General features: G+C 59.0%; 23 protein-coding genes. 2 read left to right on the top strand and 21 right to left on the bottom strand.

Annotated features, from left to right (window positions below; genetic code table 11):
* Positions 1–17 precede the first annotated feature (17 nt).
* From ACUNV4_RS03675 to leuC, 12 genes are all read right to left on the bottom strand, one after another.
* Positions 18–1,292 carry a bifunctional folylpolyglutamate synthase/dihydrofolate synthase gene (locus ACUNV4_RS03675; RefSeq protein WP_430877141.1) on the bottom strand — a complete coding sequence of 425 codons (1,275 nt, stop codon included), beginning with the start codon at positions 1,290–1,292 and terminating at the stop codon, positions 18–20.
* Complete coding sequence (gene accD / locus ACUNV4_RS03670; protein WP_430877402.1) at positions 1,264–2,157, bottom strand: acetyl-CoA carboxylase, carboxyltransferase subunit beta; 894 nt, start codon at positions 2,155–2,157, stop codon at positions 1,264–1,266. The genes ACUNV4_RS03675 and accD overlap by 29 nt, the downstream gene beginning before the upstream one ends.
* Before the next feature lie 107 nt (positions 2,158–2,264).
* On the bottom strand, positions 2,265–3,080 hold the full coding sequence (gene trpA, locus ACUNV4_RS03665; RefSeq protein WP_430877140.1) for a tryptophan synthase subunit alpha: 816 nt from the start codon (positions 3,078–3,080) through the stop codon (positions 2,265–2,267).
* A complete protein-coding gene (gene trpB, locus ACUNV4_RS03660; protein ID WP_430877139.1) occupies positions 3,077–4,306 on the bottom strand; it encodes a tryptophan synthase subunit beta in 1,230 nt (409 codons plus the stop codon). The genes trpA and trpB overlap by 4 nt, the downstream gene beginning before the upstream one ends.
* A gap of 36 nt (positions 4,307–4,342) precedes the next feature.
* On the bottom strand, positions 4,343–4,987 hold the full coding sequence (locus ACUNV4_RS03655) for a phosphoribosylanthranilate isomerase (protein ID WP_430877138.1): 645 nt from the start codon (positions 4,985–4,987) through the stop codon (positions 4,343–4,345).
* Positions 4,988–5,069: 82 nt separating this feature from the next.
* Entirely contained in the window at positions 5,070–5,867 is a 798-nt protein-coding gene (truA, locus tag ACUNV4_RS03650; RefSeq protein ID WP_430877137.1) for a tRNA pseudouridine(38-40) synthase TruA, read from the bottom strand.
* Between the two features lie 23 nt (positions 5,868–5,890).
* Positions 5,891–9,379 (bottom strand): FimV/HubP family polar landmark protein, encoded by a 3,489-nt coding sequence (locus ACUNV4_RS03645; RefSeq protein ID WP_430877136.1) that lies wholly within the window; start codon positions 9,377–9,379, stop codon positions 5,891–5,893.
* 133 nt (positions 9,380–9,512) lie between these two features.
* Complete coding sequence (locus ACUNV4_RS03640) at positions 9,513–10,535, bottom strand: aspartate-semialdehyde dehydrogenase (protein WP_430877135.1); 1,023 nt, start codon at positions 10,533–10,535, stop codon at positions 9,513–9,515.
* Positions 10,532–11,632 (bottom strand): 3-isopropylmalate dehydrogenase, encoded by a 1,101-nt coding sequence (gene leuB, locus ACUNV4_RS03635; protein ID WP_430877134.1) that lies wholly within the window; start codon positions 11,630–11,632, stop codon positions 10,532–10,534. Before leuB ends, ACUNV4_RS03640 begins: the two co-directional genes overlap by 4 nt.
* Positions 11,633–11,681: 49 nt before the next feature.
* Positions 11,682–12,341, bottom strand: coding sequence for a glutathione S-transferase family protein (locus ACUNV4_RS03630; RefSeq protein WP_430877133.1), 660 nt, complete (start codon positions 12,339–12,341; stop codon positions 11,682–11,684).
* A 2-nt stretch (positions 12,342–12,343) separates the two neighbouring features.
* Positions 12,344–12,982 (bottom strand): 3-isopropylmalate dehydratase small subunit, encoded by a 639-nt coding sequence (gene leuD, locus ACUNV4_RS03625; RefSeq protein ID WP_430877132.1) that lies wholly within the window; start codon positions 12,980–12,982, stop codon positions 12,344–12,346.
* Between the two features lie 15 nt (positions 12,983–12,997).
* Entirely contained in the window at positions 12,998–14,401 is a 1,404-nt protein-coding gene (gene leuC, locus ACUNV4_RS03620; RefSeq protein ID WP_430877131.1) for a 3-isopropylmalate dehydratase large subunit, read from the bottom strand.
* 108 nt (positions 14,402–14,509) lie between these two features.
* Between leuC and ACUNV4_RS03615 the strand changes: the two genes are divergently transcribed.
* Positions 14,510–15,385 (top strand): LysR family transcriptional regulator, encoded by an 876-nt coding sequence (locus tag ACUNV4_RS03615; RefSeq protein ID WP_430877130.1) that lies wholly within the window; start codon positions 14,510–14,512, stop codon positions 15,383–15,385.
* A 210-nt stretch (positions 15,386–15,595) separates the two neighbouring features.
* Here the strand turns inward: ACUNV4_RS03615 and ACUNV4_RS03610 are convergent, their stop codons facing one another.
* The 8 genes from ACUNV4_RS03610 to ACUNV4_RS03575 form a co-directional block, all read right to left on the bottom strand.
* On the bottom strand, positions 15,596–16,540 hold the full coding sequence (locus ACUNV4_RS03610) for an ABC transporter substrate-binding protein (RefSeq protein WP_430877129.1): 945 nt from the start codon (positions 16,538–16,540) through the stop codon (positions 15,596–15,598).
* A 37-nt stretch (positions 16,541–16,577) separates the two neighbouring features.
* Positions 16,578–17,582, bottom strand: coding sequence for an ABC transporter permease (locus tag ACUNV4_RS03605; RefSeq protein WP_430877128.1), 1,005 nt, complete (start codon positions 17,580–17,582; stop codon positions 16,578–16,580).
* Positions 17,579–19,123, bottom strand: a complete 1,545-nt coding sequence (locus ACUNV4_RS03600) for a sugar ABC transporter ATP-binding protein (RefSeq protein WP_430877127.1) — start codon at positions 19,121–19,123, stop codon at positions 17,579–17,581. The genes ACUNV4_RS03605 and ACUNV4_RS03600 overlap by 4 nt, the downstream gene beginning before the upstream one ends.
* Entirely contained in the window at positions 19,123–20,268 is a 1,146-nt protein-coding gene (locus ACUNV4_RS03595; protein ID WP_430877126.1) for a Gfo/Idh/MocA family protein, read from the bottom strand. Before ACUNV4_RS03595 ends, ACUNV4_RS03600 begins: the two co-directional genes overlap by 1 nt.
* Positions 20,268–21,323, bottom strand: coding sequence for a sugar phosphate isomerase/epimerase family protein (locus tag ACUNV4_RS03590; RefSeq protein WP_430877125.1), 1,056 nt, complete (start codon positions 21,321–21,323; stop codon positions 20,268–20,270). Before ACUNV4_RS03590 ends, ACUNV4_RS03595 begins: the two co-directional genes overlap by 1 nt.
* Before the next feature lie 36 nt (positions 21,324–21,359).
* The gene (xylA, locus tag ACUNV4_RS03585; protein WP_430877124.1) at positions 21,360–22,655 is read right to left on the bottom strand and encodes a xylose isomerase; all 1,296 of its coding nucleotides are present in this window, start codon (positions 22,653–22,655) and stop codon (positions 21,360–21,362) included.
* On the bottom strand, positions 22,648–23,754 hold the full coding sequence (locus ACUNV4_RS03580; protein ID WP_430877123.1) for a LacI family DNA-binding transcriptional regulator: 1,107 nt from the start codon (positions 23,752–23,754) through the stop codon (positions 22,648–22,650). The genes xylA and ACUNV4_RS03580 overlap by 8 nt, the downstream gene beginning before the upstream one ends.
* Positions 23,755–24,284: 530 nt before the next feature.
* Positions 24,285–25,121 (bottom strand): hypothetical protein, encoded by an 837-nt coding sequence (locus tag ACUNV4_RS03575; protein WP_430877122.1) that lies wholly within the window; start codon positions 25,119–25,121, stop codon positions 24,285–24,287.
* 122 nt (positions 25,122–25,243) lie between these two features.
* Between ACUNV4_RS03575 and ACUNV4_RS03570 the strand changes: the two genes are divergently transcribed.
* Positions 25,244–25,837 (top strand): tetratricopeptide repeat protein, encoded by a 594-nt coding sequence (locus tag ACUNV4_RS03570; protein ID WP_430877121.1) that lies wholly within the window; start codon positions 25,244–25,246, stop codon positions 25,835–25,837.
* A gap of 32 nt (positions 25,838–25,869) precedes the next feature.
* Here the strand turns inward: ACUNV4_RS03570 and ACUNV4_RS03565 are convergent.
* Positions 25,870–26,085: hypothetical protein (locus tag ACUNV4_RS03565; RefSeq protein WP_430877120.1), on the bottom strand; the 216-nt coding region annotated here is incomplete at its 5' end.

The following is a 26,085-nucleotide window of genomic DNA, read 5'->3' as shown; positions in this document are numbered from 1 at the left end:
CCACTGACTAGCAAGAATCATTCACGACCGGACACCTGATCCGGATCCAGAACCTCGTGCACACTGGCTATCGTGTGGAAGGAACCGGCGACCAGTACAGCCGTGCCATTCTTCCGGGCCGCAGCGCTGGCTGTCTGCCAGGCATCAGCCACACTCGCGTGCTGACTCAGCGGATGCTCGCTGGCTTCCTGTACGGACTGCGCCAGCTGTTCCAGGGGCATGGCCCGGGCGACGTCGAGTTGCACGCAATGCCAGTGCGCGACCACGGGCTCAAGCGCTGCGACAATACCAGCAAGATCCTTGTCTGCCAGCGCCGCGAAAACGACTTCTGCCCGCTGCCCTGCAAACACCTGCTGCCAGGTTCGGCACAAGGCTTCTGCCCCTGCCGGGTTGTGTGCCACATCCATGACGACACTGACACCGTCACAATGTCCTTGTTCGAATCGCGCCGGGATACCGACCTTCAGGAGTGCCGTGCGCAGGGTCTCGGCCGACACCGGCAGGCGCTCGTCCAGCTGAGTCACCACGGCAGCGGCACAGGCTGCATTGCGGCGCTGGTGCTCGCCCTGCAGATTGGTCAGCGGCAGTGCACTGGAGGGCAGATCACCGACCTGCTCCAGTCGAATCCCTTCACGGTTGGCAAATGACGACAGGGAGGCTGGAGGATCAGGCTCGCCCACCACCAGGGTTCTGCCGGTTCGGCCTATGGCTGCCTTTTCCGTGGCAATGACGCTGATATCAGACCCCAAAAACTCCTCATGATCCAGCGCGATGCTGGTCACCACGGCGCAATCGGCGTCCCACAGATTGGTGGCGTCCAGTCGACCGCCAAGCCCCACTTCCAGCAGACAGACATCACACTGCGCCTGTCTGAAGATCTGCATGGCTGCCAGCGTGGTGTACTCGAAATACGTCAGCGTTTCAGGGGGGCGACCGGCTTCGACAAAGGCCAGCGCATCGACGACATCGCGAGCAGACGCCATCTCGCCGTTGATGCGGATACGTTCTCGAAAGTCGTCGATGTGGGGTGAAGTGTAGGCGCCGACGCGATACCCGGCAGCACCATAGATGGCGGACAGCATCGCTACCGTCGACCCCTTGCCATTGGTTCCACCCACCAGCACCACGGGGCAATCTACCGGGCGCAGTTGCAGCCGGTCTGCCACACGACTGACTCGATCCAGCCCCATGTCGATCGCCACGGGGTGGATGGTCTCCAGCCAGCTCAGCCATTGCGCCAGTGGCGCGGCTGTCCCTGGAACGTCAGGCGGGTGTGACAACGTGCGGATCATCGAATTTCAGGACAGGTTTGTCACTGAGCTTGGCCAGCAATCTGGCGAGGGTGTCACGCATGTCACGACGGTCGCAGATCATGTCGATGGCACCGTGCTCGAGCAGGAACTCACTGCTCTGAAAACCTTCAGGCAGTTTTTCACGCACTGTCTGCTCGATGACCCGGCGTCCGGCGAAACCGATACGAGCGCCCGGCTCGGCAATGATGATATCGCCCAGCATGGCCAGCGACGCCGAGACACCACCCATGGTCGGATCGGTCAGAACCGAGATATACGGCAGTCCGCGATCGGCCAGGCGTCGCAGTTGCGCGCTGGTCTTGCCCATCTGCATCAATGAGAACAGCGCTTCCTGCATACGGGCGCCACCACTGGCACTGAAGCAGATGAAGGGGATACCGCGTTCCAGGGCACGATCACAGCCTCGACTGAAGCGCTCCCCTACTACCGAGCCCATGGAGCCTGCCATGAAATTGAAGTCGAATACCGCTACCACCACCGGCATGCCCTTGAGCTTGCCCTCCATGACGACCAGCGCATCCTTTTCACCAGAGTCCTTGGCTGCCTGAGTCAGGCGATCCTTGTAGCGCTTGGAGTCCTTGAACTTGAGCATGTCAACAGGCTCCACCGATGCACCGATCTCCTCATTGGTGCCTTGATCGAGCAGTCGTTCGATGCGTTTGCGAGCCGCGATCAGCATATGGTGCCCGCACTTGATGCACACATCCTGAGCCCGTTCCAGTTCGGCGTGGTAGAGCACATTCGAACAGTTGTCGCACTTCACCCACAGGCCTTCCGGAACCGCGCCCTTGTCTTCGTTGCGCGTGCCGATTCTTGCCGGAATCATTCGCTCGAACCAGCTCATGGGCCGGATGGAAGTCAGGAAGGGACGCTTGGGCGCTTCCTTCTGCTCCTTCACCTCTTCCTTGTCACTCGTGTTATCCGGCTCGATGTCCGGCTTGTCATCGGTACTCATGCAGCAGCTCCGGCTTTTGCGTCCATGGCCTGACGCATGCCATTGACGATATCGAAGAGTTTGGAATGCAGGACATCGGGCTGTGCACCGTGCTCACCCACCAGCGCCACCAGTACACTGCCGACGACGACCGCATCGGCCGTTTCCGACACGGCTGCTGCCGAGTCGGCATCACGGATACCGAAGCCGACGGCCACCGGGGTACCCGTCAGGGACTGGATATGCGCCACCTTGCCAGCGACTTCCGCCGTATCCAGGTTCGCCGCCCCGGTCACGCCCTTGAGCGACACATAATAGATGTAACCACTGGCCATCTCGCTGACCCGCTCGATGCGCGCATCAGGCGTGGTCGGTGACAGCAGAAAGATGCTGTCCAGATCGTGCTTGCGCAACTCTGCAACCAGGTCCCCGGCCTCTTCCGGCGGCATGTCCACGGTCAATACACCATCGACTCCGGACTCGGCTGCCAGTTCGGCAAACCGCGCATAGCCCAGTCGTTCGACCGGGTTCATGTAGCCCATCAGCACCACCGCCGTGTCCTGATCGGTCTCGCGGAAACGCTTGACAGTCTCCATGACCTGCACCAGTGATACCTTGTTCTTCAGGGCGCGCTCACAGGCTGCCTGAATGACCGGACCATCCGCCATCGGATCGGAGAACGGCACACCCAGTTCGATGACATCGGCACCGGCCTTGACCAGGGTATGCATCAATGCAAGCGTGGTTTCCAGATCCGGGTCACCGGCCGTTATATAGGGCACCAGCAACTTGCGGCCGGATGCCTCTGAGAATCGTGTGGCAATTCGTGTCACAGGGTAATCCCTTCTTTTTCGGCCAGCGTGTTGATGTCCTTGTCACCGCGTCCCGAGAGGTTGACGACAATGTTCTTGTCCTTGCTCAGCGTCGGCGCCAGCTTGACCGCATGGGCCAGTGCATGCGCTGATTCAAGGGCAGGAATGATACCCTCGATTCGACACAACTTGTGAGTTGCATCGAGCGCCTCGCTATCGGTAGCCGCGACATATTGCACCCGTCCGATATCCTTGAGCCAGGCGTGCTCGGGCCCGACGCCCGGATAGTCCAGTCCGGCAGACACACTGTGAGTTTCGATGATCTGGCCGGCCTCGTCCTCCATCAGGTAAGTACGATTGCCATGCAGCACACCGGGCCTGCCGGTACTCAGCGGCGCGGCATGACGTCCGGTTTCCAGGCCATCGCCACCGGCTTCGACCCCGATCAGTTCCACGCCCTCGTCTTGCAGAAAGGGATGAAACGCGCCAATGGCATTGGAACCCCCACCGACACAGGCAATGACGGTATCCGGCAGACGCCCCGTGTGTTCCAGTGACTGTTCCTTGATTTCCTTGCCGATGACACTGTTGAAGTCGCGCACCATGGTCGGATACGGATGCGGACCGGCGGCTGTTCCGATGATGTAGAAGGTATCGTCAATGTTGCTGACCCAGTCGCGCATGGCCTCGTTCAGGGCATCCTTGAGCGTTTTCGAACCGGAGGTGACCGGAACGACCCTGGCGCCGAGCAACTTCATGCGAAAGACATTCGGTGCCTGCCGCACGATGTCCTCTTCACCCATGTAGACCACACATTCCATCCCCCAGCGGGCGCAGACGGTAGCAGTTGCAACGCCGTGCTGACCTGCGCCGGTCTCGGCAATGATGCGCTTCTTGCCCATTCGTCGTGCCAGCAGGGCCTGGCCAACCGTGTTGTTGATCTTGTGAGCACCCGTGTGGTTCAGATCTTCACGCTTGAGCCAGATCTGCGCACCACCGAGTTCGTCGGACCAGCGACGGGCATGGTAGAGCGGATTGGGCCGGCCAACGAAGTTCTTCAGCTCCCATTCGAATTCTGCAATGAATTCGTTGTCCAGACGATATCGCTCATAGGCTTCCTGCAGTTCCCTGACAGGATCCATCAGCGTTTCCGCGATGAAACTGCCACCGTAGACTCCGAAATGCCCTTTTTCGTCAGGGAACTGGTCTGTCATGAGGCCCTCTTTCGGCTCTGATACTGTATTCATCGAATTCCTTGGTTCTTCAATTGCCTTCCGGAGGCGTCAATCCGGCTGCCCATCGGCCAGCCGAACCGCTTCCAGAAATTTCCGCATGGCTTCCGGGTCCTTGATACCCCTGGCCTGTTCCACGCCCGAACTGACATCCACCGCATAGGGTCTCGTCTGACGGATTGCCTGCTCTACATTATGGACGTTCAGCCCACCGGCAAGGATCAGCGGCTTGCGCATTTCATCTCCCAGCCGGGTCCAGTCGAAGGCCTCGCCGGTTCCTCCCAGCTGACCCGGTTCATGACTGTCGAACAGAAAGCCCAGGGCTCGGCCATAGGGTGCCAGCTGATCTTCCGACGGCAGGGCCCCGGCACTGCCCACACCCATGGCCTTCAGATAGGGTCTGCCGAATTGCTCGCAGTAGTCAGCACTCTCCCGACCATGAAACTGCGGGACCAGCGACGGCATCAGACTCAATACCCGAGTGACCTCATCGGCCGGTGCGTCCAGAAACAGTCCCACCGGTGTAACGAAGGGGGACATCTGACTCACGATGCTCGCTGCCGCTTCCGGACTCAGGTACCGCTGACTGGCCGGTACAAAGACAAAGCCAAGCGAATCCGCACCCAGCTGTTGCGCCAGATGCGCATCTTGCAGGCGTGTGATTCCACAGATTTTGACTCGGGTTCTTCGCGCCATGGTAGTCCTCAACCTTAACAGATGCGGCATCCACGCAACAGCGCGATAACGGTCTCAATGGCCGTTCAGCCGTGAAAGAATGTCAGGGGTGCCAGGGAGTTGCCTTCATGGCCTCGAAATCCGGCACGCCAAATTCAACCGGGTAGCCCGGTTGCAGAAAACACAGCCCTTGCGGTGGAGCCGTCACGCCTGCTGCTGTCCGGTCCCTGCCCTCGAGCAAGTCCGCCATCCAGTCCACCGGTCGGTCGCCCCGACCGATCGCCAGCAGGCAGCCCGTCAGAATACGCACCATATTGTGCAGAAAGCCATTGGCGGTCACTTCGACCATCACGCGGTCTTCTACGCGATGAACGCTGATTCGGAGCATGCGGCGGATGGCATGATTCGCCTGGCACTCCGCCGATCGAAAACTGGAGAAGTCATGCTCACCCACCAGCACCTGAGCAGCCTCATGCATGCGCTGTTCATTCAGCTGGACACGCTCCCAGCCCAGCGTACCCGCCTGGTAGCCCGGTCGGGTGGCTCGATTCAGGATGGTGTAGCGATAGCTGCGCCGGGTGGCCGAGAACCGTGCATGAAAATCCGGCCGCATGACAGCAGCCCAGTGGACGGAGACACGTCTGTCCAGATGTGAATTGACACCGAAGCTCCATGCCCGCAGCGGACGATCCAGCGAGGTGTCGAAATGCACGACCTGGGCTGCCGCATGGACGCCGGTGTCCGTTCGACCGGCACAGTATACGGTCACAGGCTCCTGTGCGATCTGCCCGAGTGCCCTTTCCAGTTCAGCCTGAACCGAATGGCAGTGCGGCTGCCTTTGCCAACCGCAAAAGCCCTCGCCGTCATATTCGACGGCGAGGGCGATTCTCTTTTCTGTCAAAGTCGATCAGTGGCGCTTGTGGGTCATGAGATCTTGCGCAGCAAGGTTTCAGCCTCGGTCACCTGCTCCGGATTGCCGCTCTTGACGATTTCGTCCAGCGCACTGCTGGCAGAATCCTTGTCCCCCATGTCGATATAGGCCTTGGCCAGATCCAGCATGGTGTCCATCTCATCGGTGTTATCCGTATTGCCGGCATTGTCCAGCATCAGGTCATCGTCCGCCGTCAGATCAGGCAGCTCCAGATCGGTCAGGTCCGAATTCAGCAGCTCGGAACTGTCCAGATCCAGATCGCCCGACAACTGATCGAGGTCGAGAGTCAGATCATCAACCGAGGCCACCCGATCCAGTTCGTCCATGGTCAAGGCATCACCCAGCAGCTCATCACCACTGGTCAGATCAGCAGACAGTTCATTTGTCAGGTCGCCTGAAAGGTCGCCTGAAAGGCCGCCTGCAGCATCTGCGACCCGCTCGCTCGCCAGGTTTTCAGCCTGTCCGGCCGCGTCAGTCAGATCGGACTCGATCTCCTGAGCCGCCTTGTCAGCATCACCGAACCCCGGAAAGTCGATACTGCCATCACCCTCTTCGGCGGCCAGCTCGTCGGCAATGCCCGAGAAGTCTCCGGTCGCTTCCAGGTCATCTTCATCGAATGCGAAAGCCGGATCGATACTTTGCTCCAGCAGGGAAGATTCATCCTCGGACGAGAAGTCCAGAGCCTGGGCACTGCTGCCGAAATCACGGCTCACACTGCCTTCATCCGTCTCGTGTGCTGGCAGAAAATCGTCATCTCCCAGCGCCAGACCGTCCGAATGTCCGCTACCGATGCGTTCCACCGAACCATTGGCTGCCGCATACAGCTCATCACCCGGTCGCAACTCGGCGCCCATGGCTGCAATGGCCGCCCACTCGGGGTTGGCCTCTCCACCGAAGCGCGCATGAAAATTTCTGGCAGCCTCGTGGAAACCGTCTGCATTGCCCTGCGCATGGTACGTCTGCAACAGCTTGTTGGCGTATTCCTGATTGCCGGGATCACGTTCCGTGGCTCTGGACAACAGTTCCTCGGCCTGACCATGTAGCCCGTATGCCAGATAGACATCCACTTCGGAGATGGTGTCATCCTGATCAATGGTGTCGGTGCTGGCGGCAACCGCCTGCTTGCCTGCACTGGATTCCAGACTGGCGTCGGCCAGCTCTTCCGCCGTTGGCGCTGCAGGGTCCACATCACGCGCCCCCGTGAAGGCTGCTGCCCCGGCCGCCGCTCCAGCGGCCAGACCGGCACCGGACAGATTGACACCCTTGCCCGACTGCGCCAGTTCTTCATCGTTGAACTCGGCTTCATCGAAGTCCAGAAGTTGCTCATCGCGACGCCTGCGACGGAACAGCAGAGTACCGGCAACGCCCAGCAATCCGATGCCGCCAATACCGGCAATCATCATGCGCTTGGGATCGTTGATGAAATCCTGATACCAGCTGCTCTGGATGCGTGGTGGCGGTACGACAGCCTCGCTCTCGTCGGCCTCGCTGGCGCCTGTTGCTTCCTCATCACCCAGCAGCTCGACCTGGGCCAGCTCTTCACCGGCCTCAGTCAGCGCGTTGACACCCGAGTCGGCCACCTCTTCGGCGGCATTGCCTGCATCGGCCACTGTGTCAGCTGCGGCATTGGCAACCTCTTCGGCATCGGCCGCGACATCATCGGCCACGCCTGCCACCGTATCAGTCGCATTGTCCACGGCCGCCGCTGCAGCATCAGTTGCCTCATTCACTGCGCCTGCAACCGAGTCAGCCGCAGATTCAGCTGCATCACCGGCATCCGCCAGCGTGTTCTCGGCCGCGGAGGCTGCGATGCCAGCGGCTTCTTCGCTCGCCTTGCGTGCTTCGGCCAACTGGGATTCCAGTTGTGCAATCTCGTTCTGTCTCAGGGTAACCAGGGCATCAAGATTCTCGGTGGTTCCCTGCAGCTCATTCGCCTGATCCGCCAGCTCATCCGCCTGCAGTCGTGTGGAAGCCAGTTCCTCACGTGCCAGTTGCAGCTTCAGATTGACCTCGCCCAGACGGCTGGCGTCATTGTCGGTGGTTTCATCGGCTGTAGCACTGGCGGTGGTACTGGTGGGTGCGCTGTCGGCAACGATACGCAGTTCGTCCCGTTCGAGAATTTCGTTGCGCGCATTGTCCAGTATGGCTCGGGCTTCCGGCGACAGGCCATCGAGTGCATCATCGGAGCTCAACTCCGGATCCAGCGCGGCGGTATCAATGGCGGTGGTATCGGAGCTGGGCGTCGTGGCAGCTTCCGAGTCACTGCGGGTGCCGGAGGCTATGCGGGTATTACCACCACTGAGCGTGTCACGATATTCCTGCCACAACTGGTTCTGCTGGCCGATGGCCGCCAGGGCCTGTGCCTGTGTCAGGCTGCTCGCTTCCTCGGAATCCGGTACGCGCAGTATCGAACCTGCCCTGACCAGATTGATGTTCTGGTTGATGAATGCCGACTCGTTCGCCGCCAGCAGAGCCATCATCATCTGTTGCACGGACACGCCACCTGCATTGTCCTTGGCAATTTCGTAGAGCGTATCGCCCTGCCCGACTGTCACCTGCCGGCCTGCCGTACTGCCCGAATCGGCAGAAGCGGTGACCGTCGGCGTTTCGACTTCGGGCAACAACTCATCCAGCGAGACGATGGTTGAGCCATCGACATCCGCTGCAAGCTCCGGCTCTGGCTCGCCGGCCACGACGGTGGTATCCGACACTTCCTCGACTGAATCAGCCAGCTCGACGGTAATGGCATCCAGTCTGGCCTGCTGTTCGGCCAGAAACTGCTCGCGTTCTTCCAGAGCGGCACTGTTGGGCGCACTCAGATCGGTCAGGGAAACGATTTCACCGGCATCGGGGTTGATGTCGGACGCGCCACCTAGCAAGGCGTCGTCGGGCAACAGTTCCAGCGAGACGATCTCGCCCTCGTCTGCATTATCACTCACTGCAGCCGTGGCTTCCTCCGTCAGGCCTGCCAGATCGACTTCTTCGCCACTGTCGCGCTCGATGGGTGTCGGCACCACCAGAGCTTCATTACCGCGTTGCACAACGGCTGGCTGATCGGCGCTGGTATTACGCTCGGTAGCGGTGGGCGTCATGAACACGGGTGGATCGAGCAATACCGTGTATTCGCGCACCATCCTGCCCTGCGGCCAGTCGATCTCGAGCAGGAAGTTCAGAAAGGGTTCGACCACAGGCTGCTGACTGGTGATGCGAATGACCGGTGAACCGGAACTCTGGTCCACCGTGAATCGCAGATTGGTCAGCGCCGTGGATCTCTCGATGCCGGCACGCGCGAAAGCCGCCGGTGAGGCCAGCTTCACGATCATGCCGTCAAGCTCACCCGCTTGAACCGAGGTGAGCCTGATTTCGGCATCCATGGGCTGATTCAGTGCCGAGCGCATCTCAATGTCACCCAGACCCAGTCCGAAGGCGCCACCCGAGGCTAACGCCAGACTAACTGCTGCAGCCGTTGCTAATTTTCGCACGTATCGAGTCCCACTCAGACGTCTGATCCGACAACTCGGCGCCCGAAAATCGCCAGTGTCAATCGAACGTTGTTAACTGTTTCAACGTTATCTATAGCCCAATTATTACATCTATTCAGATATAGATCAGCGTTTACAAATAGTCCTGAACGAGACACTCGGCGATCTGAACACTATTAAGTGCTGCGCCCTTGCGGACATTATCGGACACAACCCACAGATTCAGTCCGTTTTCAACACTAATGTCTTCGCGAATCCGCCCTACAAACACTGCATCAGTTCCGGCTGACTCAGTTACGGCGGTGGGGTAGCCCCCAGCCTTTCGCTCGTCCATAACTACCACTCCTGGTGCTGTGCCGAGCAATTCTCGGGCCTGATTCGCAGAAATCGGTTTGCGGGTTTCAATATGTACGGCCTCGGAGTGTCCATAGAACACCGGGACCCGGACACAGGTGGGATTCACCGCGATGGAGGAGTCTTCCATGATCTTGTGGGTTTCCCACACCATCTTCATCTCTTCCTTGGTATAACCATTGTCCTGGAAGTCATCAATGTGCGGCAGGACATTGAAGGCAATCTGCTTCGGATAGACGGACGGCTCGATCGGCAGGCCGTTGAGCAGCCGGGCTGTCTGTGTACCGAGTTCCTCGATTGCTTCCTTGCCGGTACCGGATACCGCCTGATAGGTGCACACATTGATACGTGTGATACCGAACGCATCGTGCAGCGGCTTCAGTGCCACCAGCATCTGAATGGTCGAGCAGTTCGGATTGGCAATGATGTTGGTGTCCTTGTATTTCGCGATGGCATGGGCGTTCACTTCCGGAATGATCAGCGGCTTGTCATCGTCGTAGCGAAATTGCGAGGTATTGTCGATCACCACGCAGCCGGCGGCGGCGGCTTTCGGTGCATAGATCTTCGACACCGAGGCACCCGGTGAAAAAATGCCTATCTGCACTTGTGAGAAGTCGAATTCTTCCAGGTCCTGAACCAGCAGCTGCTTGTCGCCATAGGCGACTCGCTTGCCTGCCGAGCGAGAACTGGCCAGTGGATACACCTTGCCTCCCGGAAAATTGCGTTCGGCAAGGATCGACAGCATGGTCTCGCCAACAGCACCGGTTGCGCCGACGACGGCGACATCGTAAGTCTTGCTCATGAATCTGCTCCTGCCTGGAGGGCGGCGATGATCGCATCACCCATCTGTGTCGTATTGATCAGTTGTTCGTTGGCCTCGCCCGATGCGATGTCCTTGCAGCGATAGCCCTGGGCCAGCACCTGTGCAACTGCGGAATCGATGGCATCGGCAGCAGCCGTCTCCTTCAGTGTGTAACGCAGCATCATGGAGACAGACAGGATGGTTGCCAGCGGATTGGCAACCCCCTGACCGGCAATATCGGGTGCCGATCCGTGAATGGGCTCATACATGCCCTTGCCTGCCTCATCCAGCGAGGCCGACGGCAGCATGCCGATGGACCCGGTGAGCATGGCCGCAGCATCGGACAGGATGTCACCGAACATGTTGCTGGTCACGATGACATCGAACTGCTTGGGAGCGCGCACCAGTTGCATGGCGGCATTGTCGACGAACATGTGAGTCAGCTCGACATCCGGGTAGTCCTTGCCGACCTCGATCACCACCTCTCGCCACAACTCCGACACTTCCAGCACGTTCATCTTGTCGACCGAACACAGCCGTGAACCGCGCTGCCGGGCGATTTCGAAGGCGCTGACCGCGATCCGCCGAATTTCGGATTCACTATAGACCAGGGTATTGAAGCCGACACGCTCACCGTTACGCTCCTCGATACCGCGCGGCTTGCCGAAGTAGATTCCACCGGTCAGCTCACGCACGATCATCAGATCGAGACCGGCGACCAGTTCTGGCTTCAAAGAGGAGGCATCCGCCAGCTCCGGGTAGAGCAGCGCCGGACGCAGATTCGAGAACAGCTTCAGCTCCGAGCGCAAACCCAGTAGCCCACGCTCCGGGCGCAGATCACGCGGCGCTGTATCATACTGGGGGCCACCGATGGCACCCAACAGAATGGCATCGGCTTCGCGGCAGGCGCTCAGCGTGTCCTCCGGCAGCGGCGAGCCACTCGCATCATAGGCAGCACCGCCGAACAGACAGGTTTGCAGACTCAGACCGAGGTCGTACTGCTGATTGACGGTCTCCAGGACCCGCCGACCTTCGGCGATGATTTCAGGACCGATACCATCGCCAGGCAGAATGACGATCTTGCGTGCTTGAGACATGTGGGAAATACCTTTGAGACAGGATGTTTCGCTGGGTTGACCAGTCGAATCAGGTTCGAATTTCGAATTTTTCGATGACGTGGGCTTCTGCCGCTGCTGCGCTGTACCAGTCGCGCATCGGAGGATCGGCCAGCACTCTTTCCACGTAATCACGTGACAGGCGTGGCAGGGTTATGCCGTAGCTGTGGAAGCGCGACACAACCGGAGCAAACATCGCATCGGCCACCGTGTAATGGGTGAACAACCAGGGACCACCGCTTTGCTGCAGGGCGTCTTCGAACAGCTGCACGATGCGATTGATGTCGATCTGCACAGCCAGAGAGGGCTTGAAGCCTTCGATCAGACGCCGACAGTTCATCGGCATGGCTGCACGCAGATCGGTGAAGCCAGCGTGCATTTCGGCACTCATGGCACGTGCACGAGCCCGGTCACTGGCGCGCTCGGGCCACAATGCGTGATCCGTGACCTTGTCGGCGATGTACTCGCAGATGGCCAGTGAATCCCACAATACAAGAGGGCCTTCATGCAATACCGGCACCCGCTTTGCAGGACACCACTTCTGCAGCAGTGCCTCGCCCTGAGGGGTTCCCAGTGGCACGGCAATTTCTTCGAACTGCAACTGCGCATGCTGCATCAGTATCCACGGCCGCAGCGACCACGACGAGTAGTTCTTGTTGCCGATAACCAGCTTCAGGCTCTCGGAGGCCATGATCAGCCGAACAACCAGGGAGCGCTCTGTCGACGCTTGGCCTCGTATTCCTCGATACGAAAACGCTGCTGCAGTGTCAGCTCGATATCATCGAAGCCATTCAGCAGACAGTGCTTGCGGAATTCATCCACCTCGAACGGGTAGACGTCACCAGCCGGCGTGGTTACCGTCTGCGCTTCCAGATCGATATCCAGCTGATAGCCTTCGCTCTGGCTGCATTCATCGGCCAGCTTCTCGACGATCTCCTTGTCCAGCACGATGGGCAGCAAGCCACTCTTGAAGGAGTTGTTGTTGAAGATATCGGCAAAGCCCGGCGCGATGACCGATCGGATACCGTAATCGTCGAGGGCCCAGACCGCATGCTCGCGTGAAGAGCCGCAACCGAAGTTCTCACCGGCCAACAGCACCTGAGCTCCCTGGTAACGAGGCTCATTGAGCACGAAATCGGGGTTGGGAATGCGACTGTCCGGATCCTGACCGGGGTAGCCGGCGTCCTCGTAACGCCACTCGTCAAACAGATTGACCCCGAATCCCGAGCGCTTGATCGACTTCAGGAACTGTTTGGGAATGATCGCATCGGTGTCCACATTCGCCCGCATCAACGGGACCGTCAGACCTTTCAGCTGTGTGAAGCTTTTCATGCTGTTCTCCTGATCCTAGAAGTGGCGGACATCGACAAAATGACCGGCGATCGCCGCCGCCGCCGCCATGGCCGGGCTGACCAGATGGGTACGCCCGCCCTGCCCCTGCCGGCCTTCGAAGTTGCGATTCGAGGTGGATGCGCAGCGTTCACCCGGCTCCAGACGGTCGGCATTCATTGCCAGACACATGGAGCAGCCAGGCTCGCGCCATTCGAAGCCGGCGTTGATGAACACCTTGTCCAGTCCTTCGGCTTCGGCCTGCTTCTTGACCAGACCGGAGCCCGGCACCACCATGGCCTGCTTGATCGTGTCGGCCACCTTGCGATCCTTGATCACGGCCGCCGCGGCACGCAGGTCCTCGATGCGGGAATTGGTGCAGGAACCGATGAAAACACGATCCAGCTGTATGTCGGTAACCGCAGATGCGGCCTTCAGATCCATGTACTCCAGCGCTCGTGTGAAACCTTCCCGCTTCGCCGCGTTTTCATCGGCGGCCGGATCGGGGACGATGCCATTGACCGATGTCACCATTTCCGGAGAGGTTCCCCAGGATACCTGCGGTTCGATCTCTGAGGCATCCAGATGCACCACTTCGTCGAAAACGGCATCGTCATCGCTTTTCAGCTCGCGCCAGGCAGCCACAGCCTTGTCCCAGGTTTCACCCCGCGGAGCAAACGGGCGTCCCTTGAGGTAATCGATCGTCGTCTCGTCCACGGCAATCATGCCGGCACGGGCACCCGCCTCGATAGCCATGTTGCACACGCTCATGCGACCTTCCATCGACAGGGCCCGGATGGCGTCGCCACCGAACTCCAGCGTGCAGCCTGTTCCGCCAGCCGTACCGATCTTGCCGATGATGGCCAGTACGATGTCCTTGGCGGTGACGCCGGGACCGACTTCGCCATCGACGCTGATCAGCATGTTTCGAGACTTCTTCTGCAACAGAGTCTGAGTGGCCATGACATGTTCGACTTCCGAGGTACCGATACCGAAGGCCAGTGCCCCGAATGCACCATGAGTCGAGGTGTGCGAATCACCGCAGACAACCGTCATGCCCGGCAAGGTGGCGCCCTGCTCGGGGCCGATGACATGCACGATACCCTGACGCAGATCGTTCATCTTGAATTCGACCACGCCGAAGGATTCGCAATTGGCGTCCAGGGTTTCCACCTGCAGACGGGATACCGGATCGGCAATGCCATTGGCGCGATCGGTTGTCGGCACGTTGTGGTCAGCCACGGCCAGCATGGAATCGAGACGCCATGGCTTGCGCCCCGCCAGTTTCAGCCCTTCGAAGGCCTGTGGTGAAGTGACTTCGTGAACCAGGTGCCGATCGATATAGAGCAGCACAGTGCCGTCTTCCTGCTGGTTAACGACGTGGGCGTCCCACACTTTGTCATACAAGGTCTTGCCAGCCATTTGCCTGCGCCTTTCTGGAAATTCTACGGGAAGTGAATTCTATCGGCTGCAATCAAATAACTCAAATGCATATTGATTATTGATTGTATTCCATGGTGGAATACAGTGATGGATATTGCAACCATGAAGGCCTTTGTGGCCGTCGCCGAGTCCGGTTCATTCTCCCGAGCCTCGGAACAGCTGTTCATGACCCAGCCAGCGGTGAGCAAACGCGTTGCCGCGCTGGAGGATGATCTGGGCGTTACCCTGTTCGACCGGCTGGGGCGCGGCATCCAGCTGACCGAAGCCGGCCAGAAATTTCTGACCAGCAGTCGGCGCATCCTGGCGGACATCCAGATCAGTCGTGATGAGGTCCTGTCACTCGGTGCGGACGTCGGTGGTCGACTGAGACTGGCGACCAGTCACCATGTCGGCATTCACCGCCTGCCCCCGGTATTGAAGGGCTTCACACAGACCTACCCGGATGTGGAGCTGGATCTGCTGTTCATGGATTCGGAACTGGCTTGTGATGAGGTGCTCAGCGGTCACATCGAACTGGCGGTTGTCACCTTGCCCGATCAGCTGGAGAATGCGCTGCTCACTGAACTGGTGTGGCCGGACCCCCTGAGCATCGTGTGCGCACCGGATCACCCACTGGCCAGCAAGGTCATGGCGGGTATCGAGATTACCGCCGAGACACTGACCTCCTACAATGCCGTGCTGCCGGCGCGCGGTACGGTGACACGCACCATTCTGCTCGAGGCCCTGCAACCGTTCAACGTTTCGGTGGAGACCTCACTGGAAACCAACTACCTGGAGACCATCAAGATGATGGTGTCTGTCGGGCTGGGCTGGAGTGCCTTGCCCAGCAACATGATCGATGAAGGCGTCATTGCCGTGCCCGTCCGTGGTCTGGAGATGCAGCGAAGGCTGGGTTCGGTGTGTCTGCGTGGCAGAACCCTGTCGCGAGCGGCCAAGGCATTCATCGGTCTGTTGCAAGGGTAATACCGGCAGGCATTCAACTGCCTGCCGGGTGTGTCATGCGCTCGACCCCGGCAGGACTCGACATGACAGGCAATCACTGGCAGGCGGTGGACTGGACCCTGACCATCAGCATGGCGCCGCTATCGGCACGTCATGGTGCCTGTCTGCGGGCGCCATGCTGAATGTGTCAGCCAACTGTTCGCGCAATGATTGCAGCTATACCGGCAGGGATCAGAACGGGCTGTCAGGATAGTAGAAGTCCATCGCATTCTCTTCTGTCACCAGCACGGAACCGATGGTGAAGGTGCCGGATACCGGAGCACTGGACGTCATGCCCACAGCCGTCAATTCAATTGCGGTGGCGATCATGCCTGGCGGATAAGTGACATTGGCAGGGATCATCTTGTCGCCATCGGCGGTGCGCTTGATCATCTCCTTCATGCCTGCACCACCCAGAACGAACTGCACGTCATCACGACCGGCCGCCTCGATGGCTGCAAGGATACCGATCGCCATGTCATCGTCTGACGCCCAGACCGCATCGATCTTCGGGTACTTCGACAGGAAATCTTCCATGACCGTGAAGCTGTCATCCCGATTCCAGTTGCCATGCTCCATGGCCAGCACATTGATGCCTGAACCTTCGATAGCGGCTGTGAATGCATCCACCCGCTCGTTGTCGATCGTGGTGGGAATACCCCGAAATACCACGATGTCCCCACCATCAGGCATGTTGGACGTCATGAATTCGCCAGCGACCTTGCCGAAGCCGGAGTTGTCCCCTGCCACGTAGAGATCCTCGATACCGTCGATGGACAGGCCTCGGTCTACCACGGTTACCCAGACACCGCTGTCTGCTACCGCTTGAATCGGTGGCGTCAGAGGGTCTGATTCGAATGGCAGGACCACGAGCGCATCGATACCGCGTGTGGCAACCATGTCTTCGATGTCATTGACCTGCTTGCCCGGATCGGACGCAGTGGCCAGCACGAAATCCAGATCTTCGTACACAGCCTCCAGACGCTCAACCGTCTGCTTGGCGTGAAAATTCATGCCGCCTGCCCAACCGTGTGTGGCAGCAGGGATGGACACACCGATGACTTTGCTTTCTGCCATCGCGGAACCGGCAAACAGGCTTGCAGCTATAGCCGCGGACACTAGGGTGGTTTTCTTCACTTGCTCTTCTCCAAGAGGTTGAGAATGACGGCTTCGATCATGACTTGGCCGTTTTGGACTCACGCTGCAGGATGACAGCGAGAATGATGATGATTCCCTGAATCGCTCCATTGAGATAGGGCGACACAAAATCCGTGAGATTCAGGATATTGTCGATGAGGCTCAGGATCAGTACGCCAATGACGGTGCCCCAGACTCGGCCGAAGCCGCCCTTGAGCACCGTGCCCCCGATGATCACCGCAGCGATGGCTTCCAGCTCCCACAAGACCCCTGTGGAGGAAGATGCGGAGCCGAGCCTGGGCACGTACATGATCGTGGCAATACCGACGAGAATACCCAGCGCCGCATAGGTGATCAGCCGCGTGCGGTTGACGTTGACATTGGAATAATGAGCGACATGTTCGTTCGAGCCGGTTGCGGCACAATGTCGGCCGAACACCGAGCGGGACATGATGATCTGGCCAACGATGACCACCACGGCAAACACGATGATGGGCCAGCTGACACCCAGAATGCCGTCGAAATACACTGGCCGATAAAAGGTTCGCAGTGAAAAATCCAGCGACAGGGTGCCGCCATCGGCCAGCCAGGTCACGAGGCTGCGATAGATGCCCATGGACCCCAGCGTGACAATGAAGGCTTCAATGCCGAGGGCCGTGATCAGGAAACCATTGAGCAGACCCGCCGCCAGCCCCGCAATCAGGGCAACTGCCATGCCCAGAAGAATGATCGGTATGCCAACCCCGAGACTGGGCAGGGCGGCATTCATCACCAGTATCATCAGGCCGGCAATGAAGGCAGCCATGGACCCGACGGACAGATCCAGTCCGCCCGAGGTGATGACGAATGTCATGCCCACGGCAATGATGCCGATGAAGGCCGACCGGGCCAGCACATTGGTGATGTTTGCGGCGCTGAGAAAATTGGAATTCATCATCGCACCGATGGCAACCAGCACGATCAGCGCGAGTACCGGGCCGATAACGGCCATGGACGGCAGCTTGATTCTGGTCGGTGATGGTGAAGTTGTCGCGTCGCTCATAGCAATCTGTCGTGAGCCAACGGTGAATCCGCAGCTGTGTTGGATGAGGTTGCCTCAAGACCCATGGAGAGGCGAACGATGGAATCTTCGGAAATTGCCTGGCTGTCCAGGCTACCGGCGATCTGTCCCAGCCGCATGACCAGGATGCGATCTGCCAGGCCGATCAGTTCCGGCATTTCCGATGTGATCATGATGACGGCATGTCCCTGCGCTGCCAGTTTGCGCAGGAACACGTATATCTGCTGCTTGGTACCGATGTCGATGCCTCTGGTTGGCTCATCGACGATCAGGATCCGGGGTTCGGACAGCATCACCTTGGCCAGCAACAGTTTCTGCTGATTGCCGCCGGAGAGATTGCCTACCCGCACCGTGCGGCTGCCCGAACGAATATCGAACTCGGCAATGGCCTGGTTGAGCGCCACATCTTCCGCACGACTGTCGATCATGAACGAACCGAACTTGTACAGGGTCTGCAAGGTCAGGTTCTCGCGCATACCCCAGTCCAGAACCAGACCTCGCAGCTTGCGATCTTCGGTCAGATAGCACAGTCCGCGACGCTGAGCCTCACCGGGAGTCTTCAGCTGCACCTCTTCGTCGAACAGTTCCACCGACTCGGCCGTGGCCGTTCGCAGACCGCACAGCCCTTCCATGGCCTCGGTTCGTCCGGAACCGATCAAGCCGCCAATGCCCAGTATCTCCCCCTTCTTCAGGCTGAACGACAGGTCGTTGGCAAACCCCGGTACGGTCAGCCCCCTTACGCGCAGTACCGTTTCCCCGGTATCCGGCAGAGCCGGCTTAACCGGGTAGAGGTCCGAGACATCCCGGCCGACCATGGTCGTGGCCATGCGATCCTCATCAATATCCGCGCTCGGTCCCGAATACACCACGGAGCCATCGCGCATGACGGTGATCTGATCGGAGACTTCCGCCACCTCATCCAGCTTGTGCGAGGTAAACAGAATGGCCGTACCGGCAGAGCGCAAGGCACGAACCTGTTCGAACAGGACTCCGGTTTCCCGGTTGGTCAACACGGCGGTGGGCTCATCCATGATCAGTACGCGTGCGTCGCGCGACAGGGCCTTGGCAATCTCCACCATCTGTTTTTCGGAATTCGACAAGTCTGACACCAGAGTATCCGGATCGACCGAACATTCGACTCGTTGCAGATAGCGTCGGGTCAGACGCCGCATCTCGGACTTGTCCAGCAGCCAGCCCTTTTTCAGCTCGCGTCCCAGGAAGATGTTCTGTTCCACCGTCAGCTGTTCGGCCAGGTTGAATTCCTGATGGATCATGACGATGCCGGCCTCTTCACCTTCGTGCAGGCTGCCGAATCTGACCGGCTTGCCGTCCAGCAGAATCTCACCCTCGCTTGCCGGCTGATAACCCGCCAGGATTTTCATGGTGGTGGACTTGCCCGCCCCGTTCTCGCCGATCAGGGCATGCACCTCGCCCGAACGCAGCGTCAGGTCGATATCGTGCAGCACCTCGATCGGGCCAAAACGCTTGCTGACGCCCTGCAAAGCGAGAACGGAGGTGGTCATTACAGGCTCACCCAGGCAGCATCCCGGGCTGAAGACTCGACACAGGCAGTAATGAACGCCATGCCGGCCATACCCTGCTCGATCCCCGGCAACAGGCCCATCGCGCTTTCCCGCGAGGCGCCGGACTGTACGGCACGTATTGCCTCAGCGGCTTCTGTATACAGATTGGCAAACCCTTCCAGATAACCTTCCGGATGACCTGCCGGTACACGAGAGACAGAGGCTGCGGCCTCGTTGGCCCCGGCCCCGGATCGCGTTACCAGTTGCTTCGGCTTGCCCTGTCGGGTGAACCACAGATAGTTCGGGTCCTCCTGACTCCATTCCAGGCCACCCTTGCTGCCATAGACCCGCAGCTTCAGGCCATTCTCGTTACCGGGCGCGACCTGGCTACACCACAGCATGCCGCGCGCGCCACCGGCAAAGCGCAACAAGGTATGAACGTTGTCATCCAGTTCCCGGCCTGCGCCGAAACACTGCAGATCGGCGGCCAGTTTCTCCACTGTCAGGCCCGTGACGAAACAGGCCAGATTGTGTGCATGCGTACCGATATCTCCTACCGAACCACCTGCACCCGAGCGCGCCGGATCGGTTCGCCACTCCGCCTGCTTCAGACCTTCCTTTTCCAGAGACTCCGTCAACCAGTCCTGCGGATACTCGGCCTGAACGACACGAATCTCCCCCAACTCACCAGCGGTAATCATGGCCCTGGCCTGACGAATCATGGGATAGGCCGTGTAATTGTGCGTGAGCACGAACAGGGCTTTGGAGCTCTCCACCGCCTTGGCCATGGCCTGGGCTTCCTCCATCGTGGCGGTCAGAGGCTTGTCGCAGATGACATGGATGTCGCGTTCCAGAAATTCCTTCGCCGCGGCGAAGTGCATGTGATTGGGTGTCACGATGGAGACCGCTTCGATGCCGTCATCCAGAGCCGCCTCCGCTGTAGCCATCTGCGTGAAATCATCGTAGATGCGCGGCAGACCCAGCGCCTCACCCGAGGCCTGTGACTTTTCAGGCGTGGATGACAGGGCGCCGGCAAGCAGCTCGAACCGATCATCTATGCGCGATGCAATCCGGTGAACACCGCCGATGAAAGCGTCGTTGCCACCACCGACCATTCCCAGACGAACTCTACCCGAATGTGCCATCAGTCGATCCCCAGCATCTTGCGGTTGGCAGCCTCATCGGTTCCCCCGTCCGCGAAATCGTCAAAGGCACGCTCGGTGACACGGATGATGTGGTCGGCGACAAACTGAGCCCCCTCCCTTGCACCGTCTTCCGGATGCTTCAGACAGCACTCCCACTCGACAACGGCCCAGCCATCGAAATCGTTGGCAGCCATCTTGGAGAAGATGGACACAAAGTCAACCTGACCATCGCCCAATGATCGGAAACGCCCCGCACGATCCACCCATGACTGGTAACCGGAGTACACACCCTGGCGACCGGTCGGATTGAACTCGGCATCCTTGACATGAAACATCTTGATGCGGTCCTTGTAGATGTCGATATTGTCGAGATAGTCCAGGCATTGCAGTACGTAATGCGATGGGTCATACAACATGTTGCAACGCGCGTGGTTGTCCACCCGCTCCAGGAACATCTCGAAGGTCACGCCATCATGCAGGTCTTCACCCGGATGAATCTCGTAACAGATATTGACATCGTTTTCATCGGCATGATCGAGAATCGGACGCCAGCGGGCAGCCAGCTCATCGAAAGCGGTCTCTACCAGCCCGGCGGGACGCTGTGGCCAGGGATACAGATACGGCCAGGCCAGAGCGCCGGAAAACGATGCATGATTCCTGATACCCATATTGGCTGATGCCGAGACGGCCTTCATGACCTGATCCACAGCCCAGGCCTGTCGCGCTTTCGGGTTGCCACGAACGGATGGGTCGGCAAAGCCATCGAATGCCGTGTCGTAGGCCGGGTGTACGGCTACCAACTGACCCTGCAGATGGGTGGACAGTTCAGTGACTTCAACACCGTTTGCCAATGCCTTGCCCTTGAATTCATCACAATAGTCCTTGCTGCTTGCGGCCTTGTCCAGATCGATCAGGCGCGCATCCCAGCTGGGCACCTGCACGCCCTTGTAACCACAGTCCGCTGCCCACTTGGTGATGCTGTCCCAGCTGTTGAACGGGGCTTCATCCCCGGCAAACTGAGCCAGAAACAGCGCTGGGCCTTTCAGGTTCCTCATGATCTCTTCCTCCGGTTTGGCAATTGAACTGATCAATCAAACGAAACGATTGACAAGATTTTCCAGCACTTCCTGTTGACCTGATCTGGGCTGTGGATCGATGCCGCTGGACTCGACATCATCGGCAATGCTGGCAAGGTCGCTCTGCAGCAGCGACTTGCCGTACTCGCTGTCCCAACCGGCGTAGCGCTCATTGCGCTTGTTCTCGAGCGTACCGTCTTCCAGCATTGCCACTGCCGCCTTCAGCCCACGAGCGCAGACGTCCATCGCGCCAGCATGTCCAGCAATCAGATCCAGCGGATCCAGCGATTGACGACGCAGCTTGGCATCGAAGTTGGTGCCACCGGTCTTGAAGCCACCGGCTCGCAGAACCTCGTAATAAGCCAAGGCCACTTCAGGCACATTGTTGGGGAACTGGTCGGTATCCCAGCCTGACTGGTAGTCGTTGCGATTCATGTCGATCGAGCCGAGAATGCCCAGCGAAGCCGCCAGTGCCAGCTCATGTTCGAACGAATGCCCTGCCAGGATGGCGTGTCCCTGTTCGATATTCATCTGCACCTCGCTCTCGAGACCGAATTCCTTCAGGAATCCATAAACCGTCGCGACATCGAAGTCATACTGATGCTTCGATGGCTCCTGCGGCTTCGGCTCCACCAGAATGGCCCCCTTGAAACCGATCTTGTGCTTGTAGTCGACCACCATCTGCAGAAAACGCCCGGCCTGAGCCCTTTCGCGCTTCAGATCGGTATTCAGGAGCGTCTCGTAACCTTCACGACCACCCCACAGGACATAGTTCTCGCCGCCAAGTTTCTGCGTGGCGTCCATGCACAACTTGACCGTGGCTGCAGACCACGCGAAGATTTCCGGGTCGGGGTTCGTGGCAGCGCCGGACATGAAACGGCGATGGCTGAACATGTTGGCTGTACCCCACAGCAAGCGCGTCTGGCTGTGTTCCATCTTCTCCGCCAGATAATCGATGATGTCTTCGAAATTTCTGCGGCTTTCCTTGAAACTGTCTCCTTCGGGACGAATGTCGGCATCGTGCCAGCAGAAGTAGGGAGCCCCCAGAATATCGAACATCTCGAAAGCCACATCGGCTTTCAGGCGCGCCAGTTCCATCGTCTCGCCGAACCAGGGACGCTCGAAGGTTGCCCCACCGAAAGGGTCCCCACCCGGCCAGGCAAAACTGTGCCAGTAGGCTACCGCAAAGCGCAGGTGATCCTCCATACGCTTGCCGAGCAGCATTTCCTCGGGATTGTAGTGTCGAAACGCCAGCGATGTGGAGTCAGGGTTGTATTCCAGCTTGTCAATACCGGTAAAGAAATCAGTCATGGTCTTTTATGTCGTTCCACTTGGTGTCGGGAATATGGGATGGCAGGTTGTCCCTGACGTAAATCGTCGGTACGAGCTCCTGCATGGGAGGTATGTCTCGTCCATCGATCAGGGCTTTCAGAATCGTGAGTGCGCGGTTGACTTCCACATCCGGTCGTTGGTCGATCACGAGATCAACCTGTCGGTTCGATAGTGCCTTGTGGGTATGCGGTACCAGCTCATGCACGATGCAGAAGAAACGCTTGGGGCGAACACTTCGTTCCAGCGTGGCAACCAGCCCGCTATTGCCGGCCCCCACGTTGTAGACCGCCGTGACCTTCGGGTCAGCAGTCAGGGCCTGTTGCACGACGGCACCAACCAGGCGCGCATCATCACGCGTCATGATGGGTTCCAGCAATTCGATTTTCGGATAATCCTGGCCGATGACTTCGCGAAATCCGCTCAGGCGATCCACGTGGTCACGGGCCTCCAGCGATCCTGCAATCACTTGCACTCGTCCCTTGCGGCCAGCATGTGACAGACCCAACAAGCGGCCTGCGGTACGGCCTGCGGCAACGTTGTCGATGCCGACATAGGCAGCGCGGAATTGCGCAGGCAGATCCGATACGAGGCCGACGATGGCCGTACCCTGTTCCTGCAAGGCTCTGAGTGGCTCTTCGATCTCGGCGGCCTGCAAGCCGACCACCGCCAATCCATCGTAGCCGGTATGTGCAATGCCAACAAGACTGTTCTTCAGCCCTGTCACCTCGAAGGCATCGATTTCGATGACATCAACACTGACCTGGTCGGCGATCAGATGACCCAACAGCCCATCCAGATGGGCACGCACACGTGAAAAGAAGGCGTTGCGCCCCTTGGGCAGCAGGAAAGCCAGGCGATAGGTTCGCTGGCGTGACAGATTGGCCGCCGCAACGTTACGCACATAGCCCAGCTCTGCCATCGCCTCCTGGACTTTTCGAACCGATTTCTGGGCGACATTGCCACGCTCGTTGATTACCCGATCGGCCGTTGCATAACTGACCCCGGCCGTGCGCGCAACATCGCTCAGGGTCGGCTTTCTGCCGGCATCGCCAGTCGATTTGCTGTTGCTCGCTTTCATTGGCAGGCAGTATGAAACGCAAGATGATTGACGTCAATCAAAAAATGATTGCCGTCAATCAAAGGTAGATACAAGTCTGATGAATGGGAGGCTTGTCAGCGTCCCGAGATGACTGGTGGGATCGCAGCACGACGGTTGGGCTGTTTGACCAGCCGGGCTGCTTGGGGTACTTGAAGCACTCGGCGAACTCGGAGCACTCGGAGCACTCGGAGCACTCGGCGCACTCGGCGCACTCGGAGCAGGTTGATAAACACGGGGTTGCTCGGCAACCTCCTACTGACTATCGACAGTAGCGCTTATTGCCCGTTGTGGGAATTCAGCAAGACGCTGGGCGGAATCTCATGCCGATATCGAACTCACGGACGCCAGCTCGTCAGGATCAACATTGAATGGTTCCGACACCTGCCCGGCCCTTGACTGACCATGACAGTGACTGGCAGATACCCGGCGCAGTTGCATTGCCGCTCGGTTGACAGGCAACACTGCCTGTTGCAACAGCCAGCCCCGCTACCCGGGGCTGGCCGTTCAGACTAGTTGACCTTCAATGTACCGCCGGTACCCAGGCCACCTTCGACTTCCTGTGCCTGGTAATTCTTCAGTGAGACAACCATGCCGTTATAGGCATCAAGAAATGCCGCAACGGTGGCCTTGCCTTCCGGTGTGCGGGAGAAACCTCCCAGCCCCACGGCACCACCACCGCCAAGCAGACCGACGGCAGCGCCGTAATCTCTGGAAGAGGAACTGCCTTCGGCAGCCGAAATCTGTACCGAGGAGCGAATGTCATACAGGGAGAGGGTTACAACCGATTCCTTGGATGTCGCACCACCGGCCAGACCTGCAAGCGCAGAGCCACCGAGGATGCCGGCTATACCACCTGCCACCTTGCCGACCGTGGATTCGTCGATGATGATGGCCGGTTCCATGTAATAGTCTGCCGCAACCCGCTGCCCCTTCTGCTGATTCGACCCGGCTCTGAACTCTCCGGAATTGCGTTGCTTGTCGGTGATGGCAGACAGTCGGGACTCTGTACGCGAGTTGCCGATGGAAGTAATGACGAAGCAGTTTGACTGTTGAACGGCCAGACGCAGCAGCGGTTCGATTGTCGTGACCTTGGTGCGCGAGTTGAAATCCGTGTACCAGGCCGCGCCACTACCATCGTCAACAGCCAGCGTACCCAGCGTCTGATCGCAACGCTCCAGCGTGGAATTGGCACCGGCACTGGTTCCACCGCCAGCAGCACCACTGATGGAAGTCCCCCCGGTTCCCTGTGTGACGGTACTGGCAAGACAGCCCGTCAAAGCCATGGCAGACAGCGCCATCAGACTCAGGCGCATGGCGCCAGCCACTTTCTGTTGAGGACATTTCATGACTATGTAAAGCTCCGTTCTTTGTTCGTAGTCGTCTTGACACAAAGGACAAGTGTGCGTCAAATATACAGAATTCCACTGTTTTATACACTTGGAATTTGACATCACAAGCGGAGCCTTCGATGAAACCAAACCAAAGTCTCATACTGTTGCTGGTCGGACTGCTGGCCAGTTGTGCGACACCACCAGCGCCTGACAGCAACACGGTGCGTCTTTGCGACTCCAGCGGGTGTGAAGAAGTAGACAAGAGCACGGCGCGTTTCGACCCTTCAAGCACGGTCCCTGATGCCGACCCGGAAGGCCGCATGCCAGCGCTGGAAAAGCTTGCAAAAGAGGATCCGCGCGCAGCACATGATCTGGCGCTGCGGCTTTTTCGTGGCGATGGGGTGAGGCGCAACAGTTATCAGGCACTGCAATGGATGCGTGATGCCGCCGAACGCGGCGACCTGGGAGCACAAAAAGCTGTCGGCCGGCTTTATCTGACCGGTCTGGAAGAAATGGGGGCCGCCCCCCGGGAAGCCGAGAAATGGTTGACCATTGCAGCAGGACGTGGTGACAAGGAAGCCGAAGAACTGTTGGCCGAAGCGAGTGCAGCCCGCCAGAATGAAGATGCTGCCTATCAATTGCGAACTCGCTGGCGTCCGGTTTTCTACAACTCCTGGTATTCAGGCTATCGCTACTACTGGCGCTGGGTAAACGGCATCTGGATCTACTGATCAGCCAGGGCAGTTTCAATCACGCAAGACACTCACGACAACTCCCTTGCTGATTCTCGACGCCCCAACTCACCAGACTTGCATTTTCGGCTGACTTCGCCCTGATCGAAAGGCGTGTGGCGTGTGGCGTGTGGCGTGTGGCGTGTGGCGTGTGGCGTGTGGCGTGTGCCGTGTGCCGTGTGCCGTGTGCCGTGTGCCGTGTGCCGTGTGCCGTGTGCCGTGTGCCGTGTGCCGTGTGCCGTGTGCCG

Source organism: Granulosicoccus sp. 3-233 (assembly GCF_052681095.1).
Note: the sequence above shows the minus strand (reverse complement) of the source record. Positions and strands in the feature narration are given on the sequence as shown.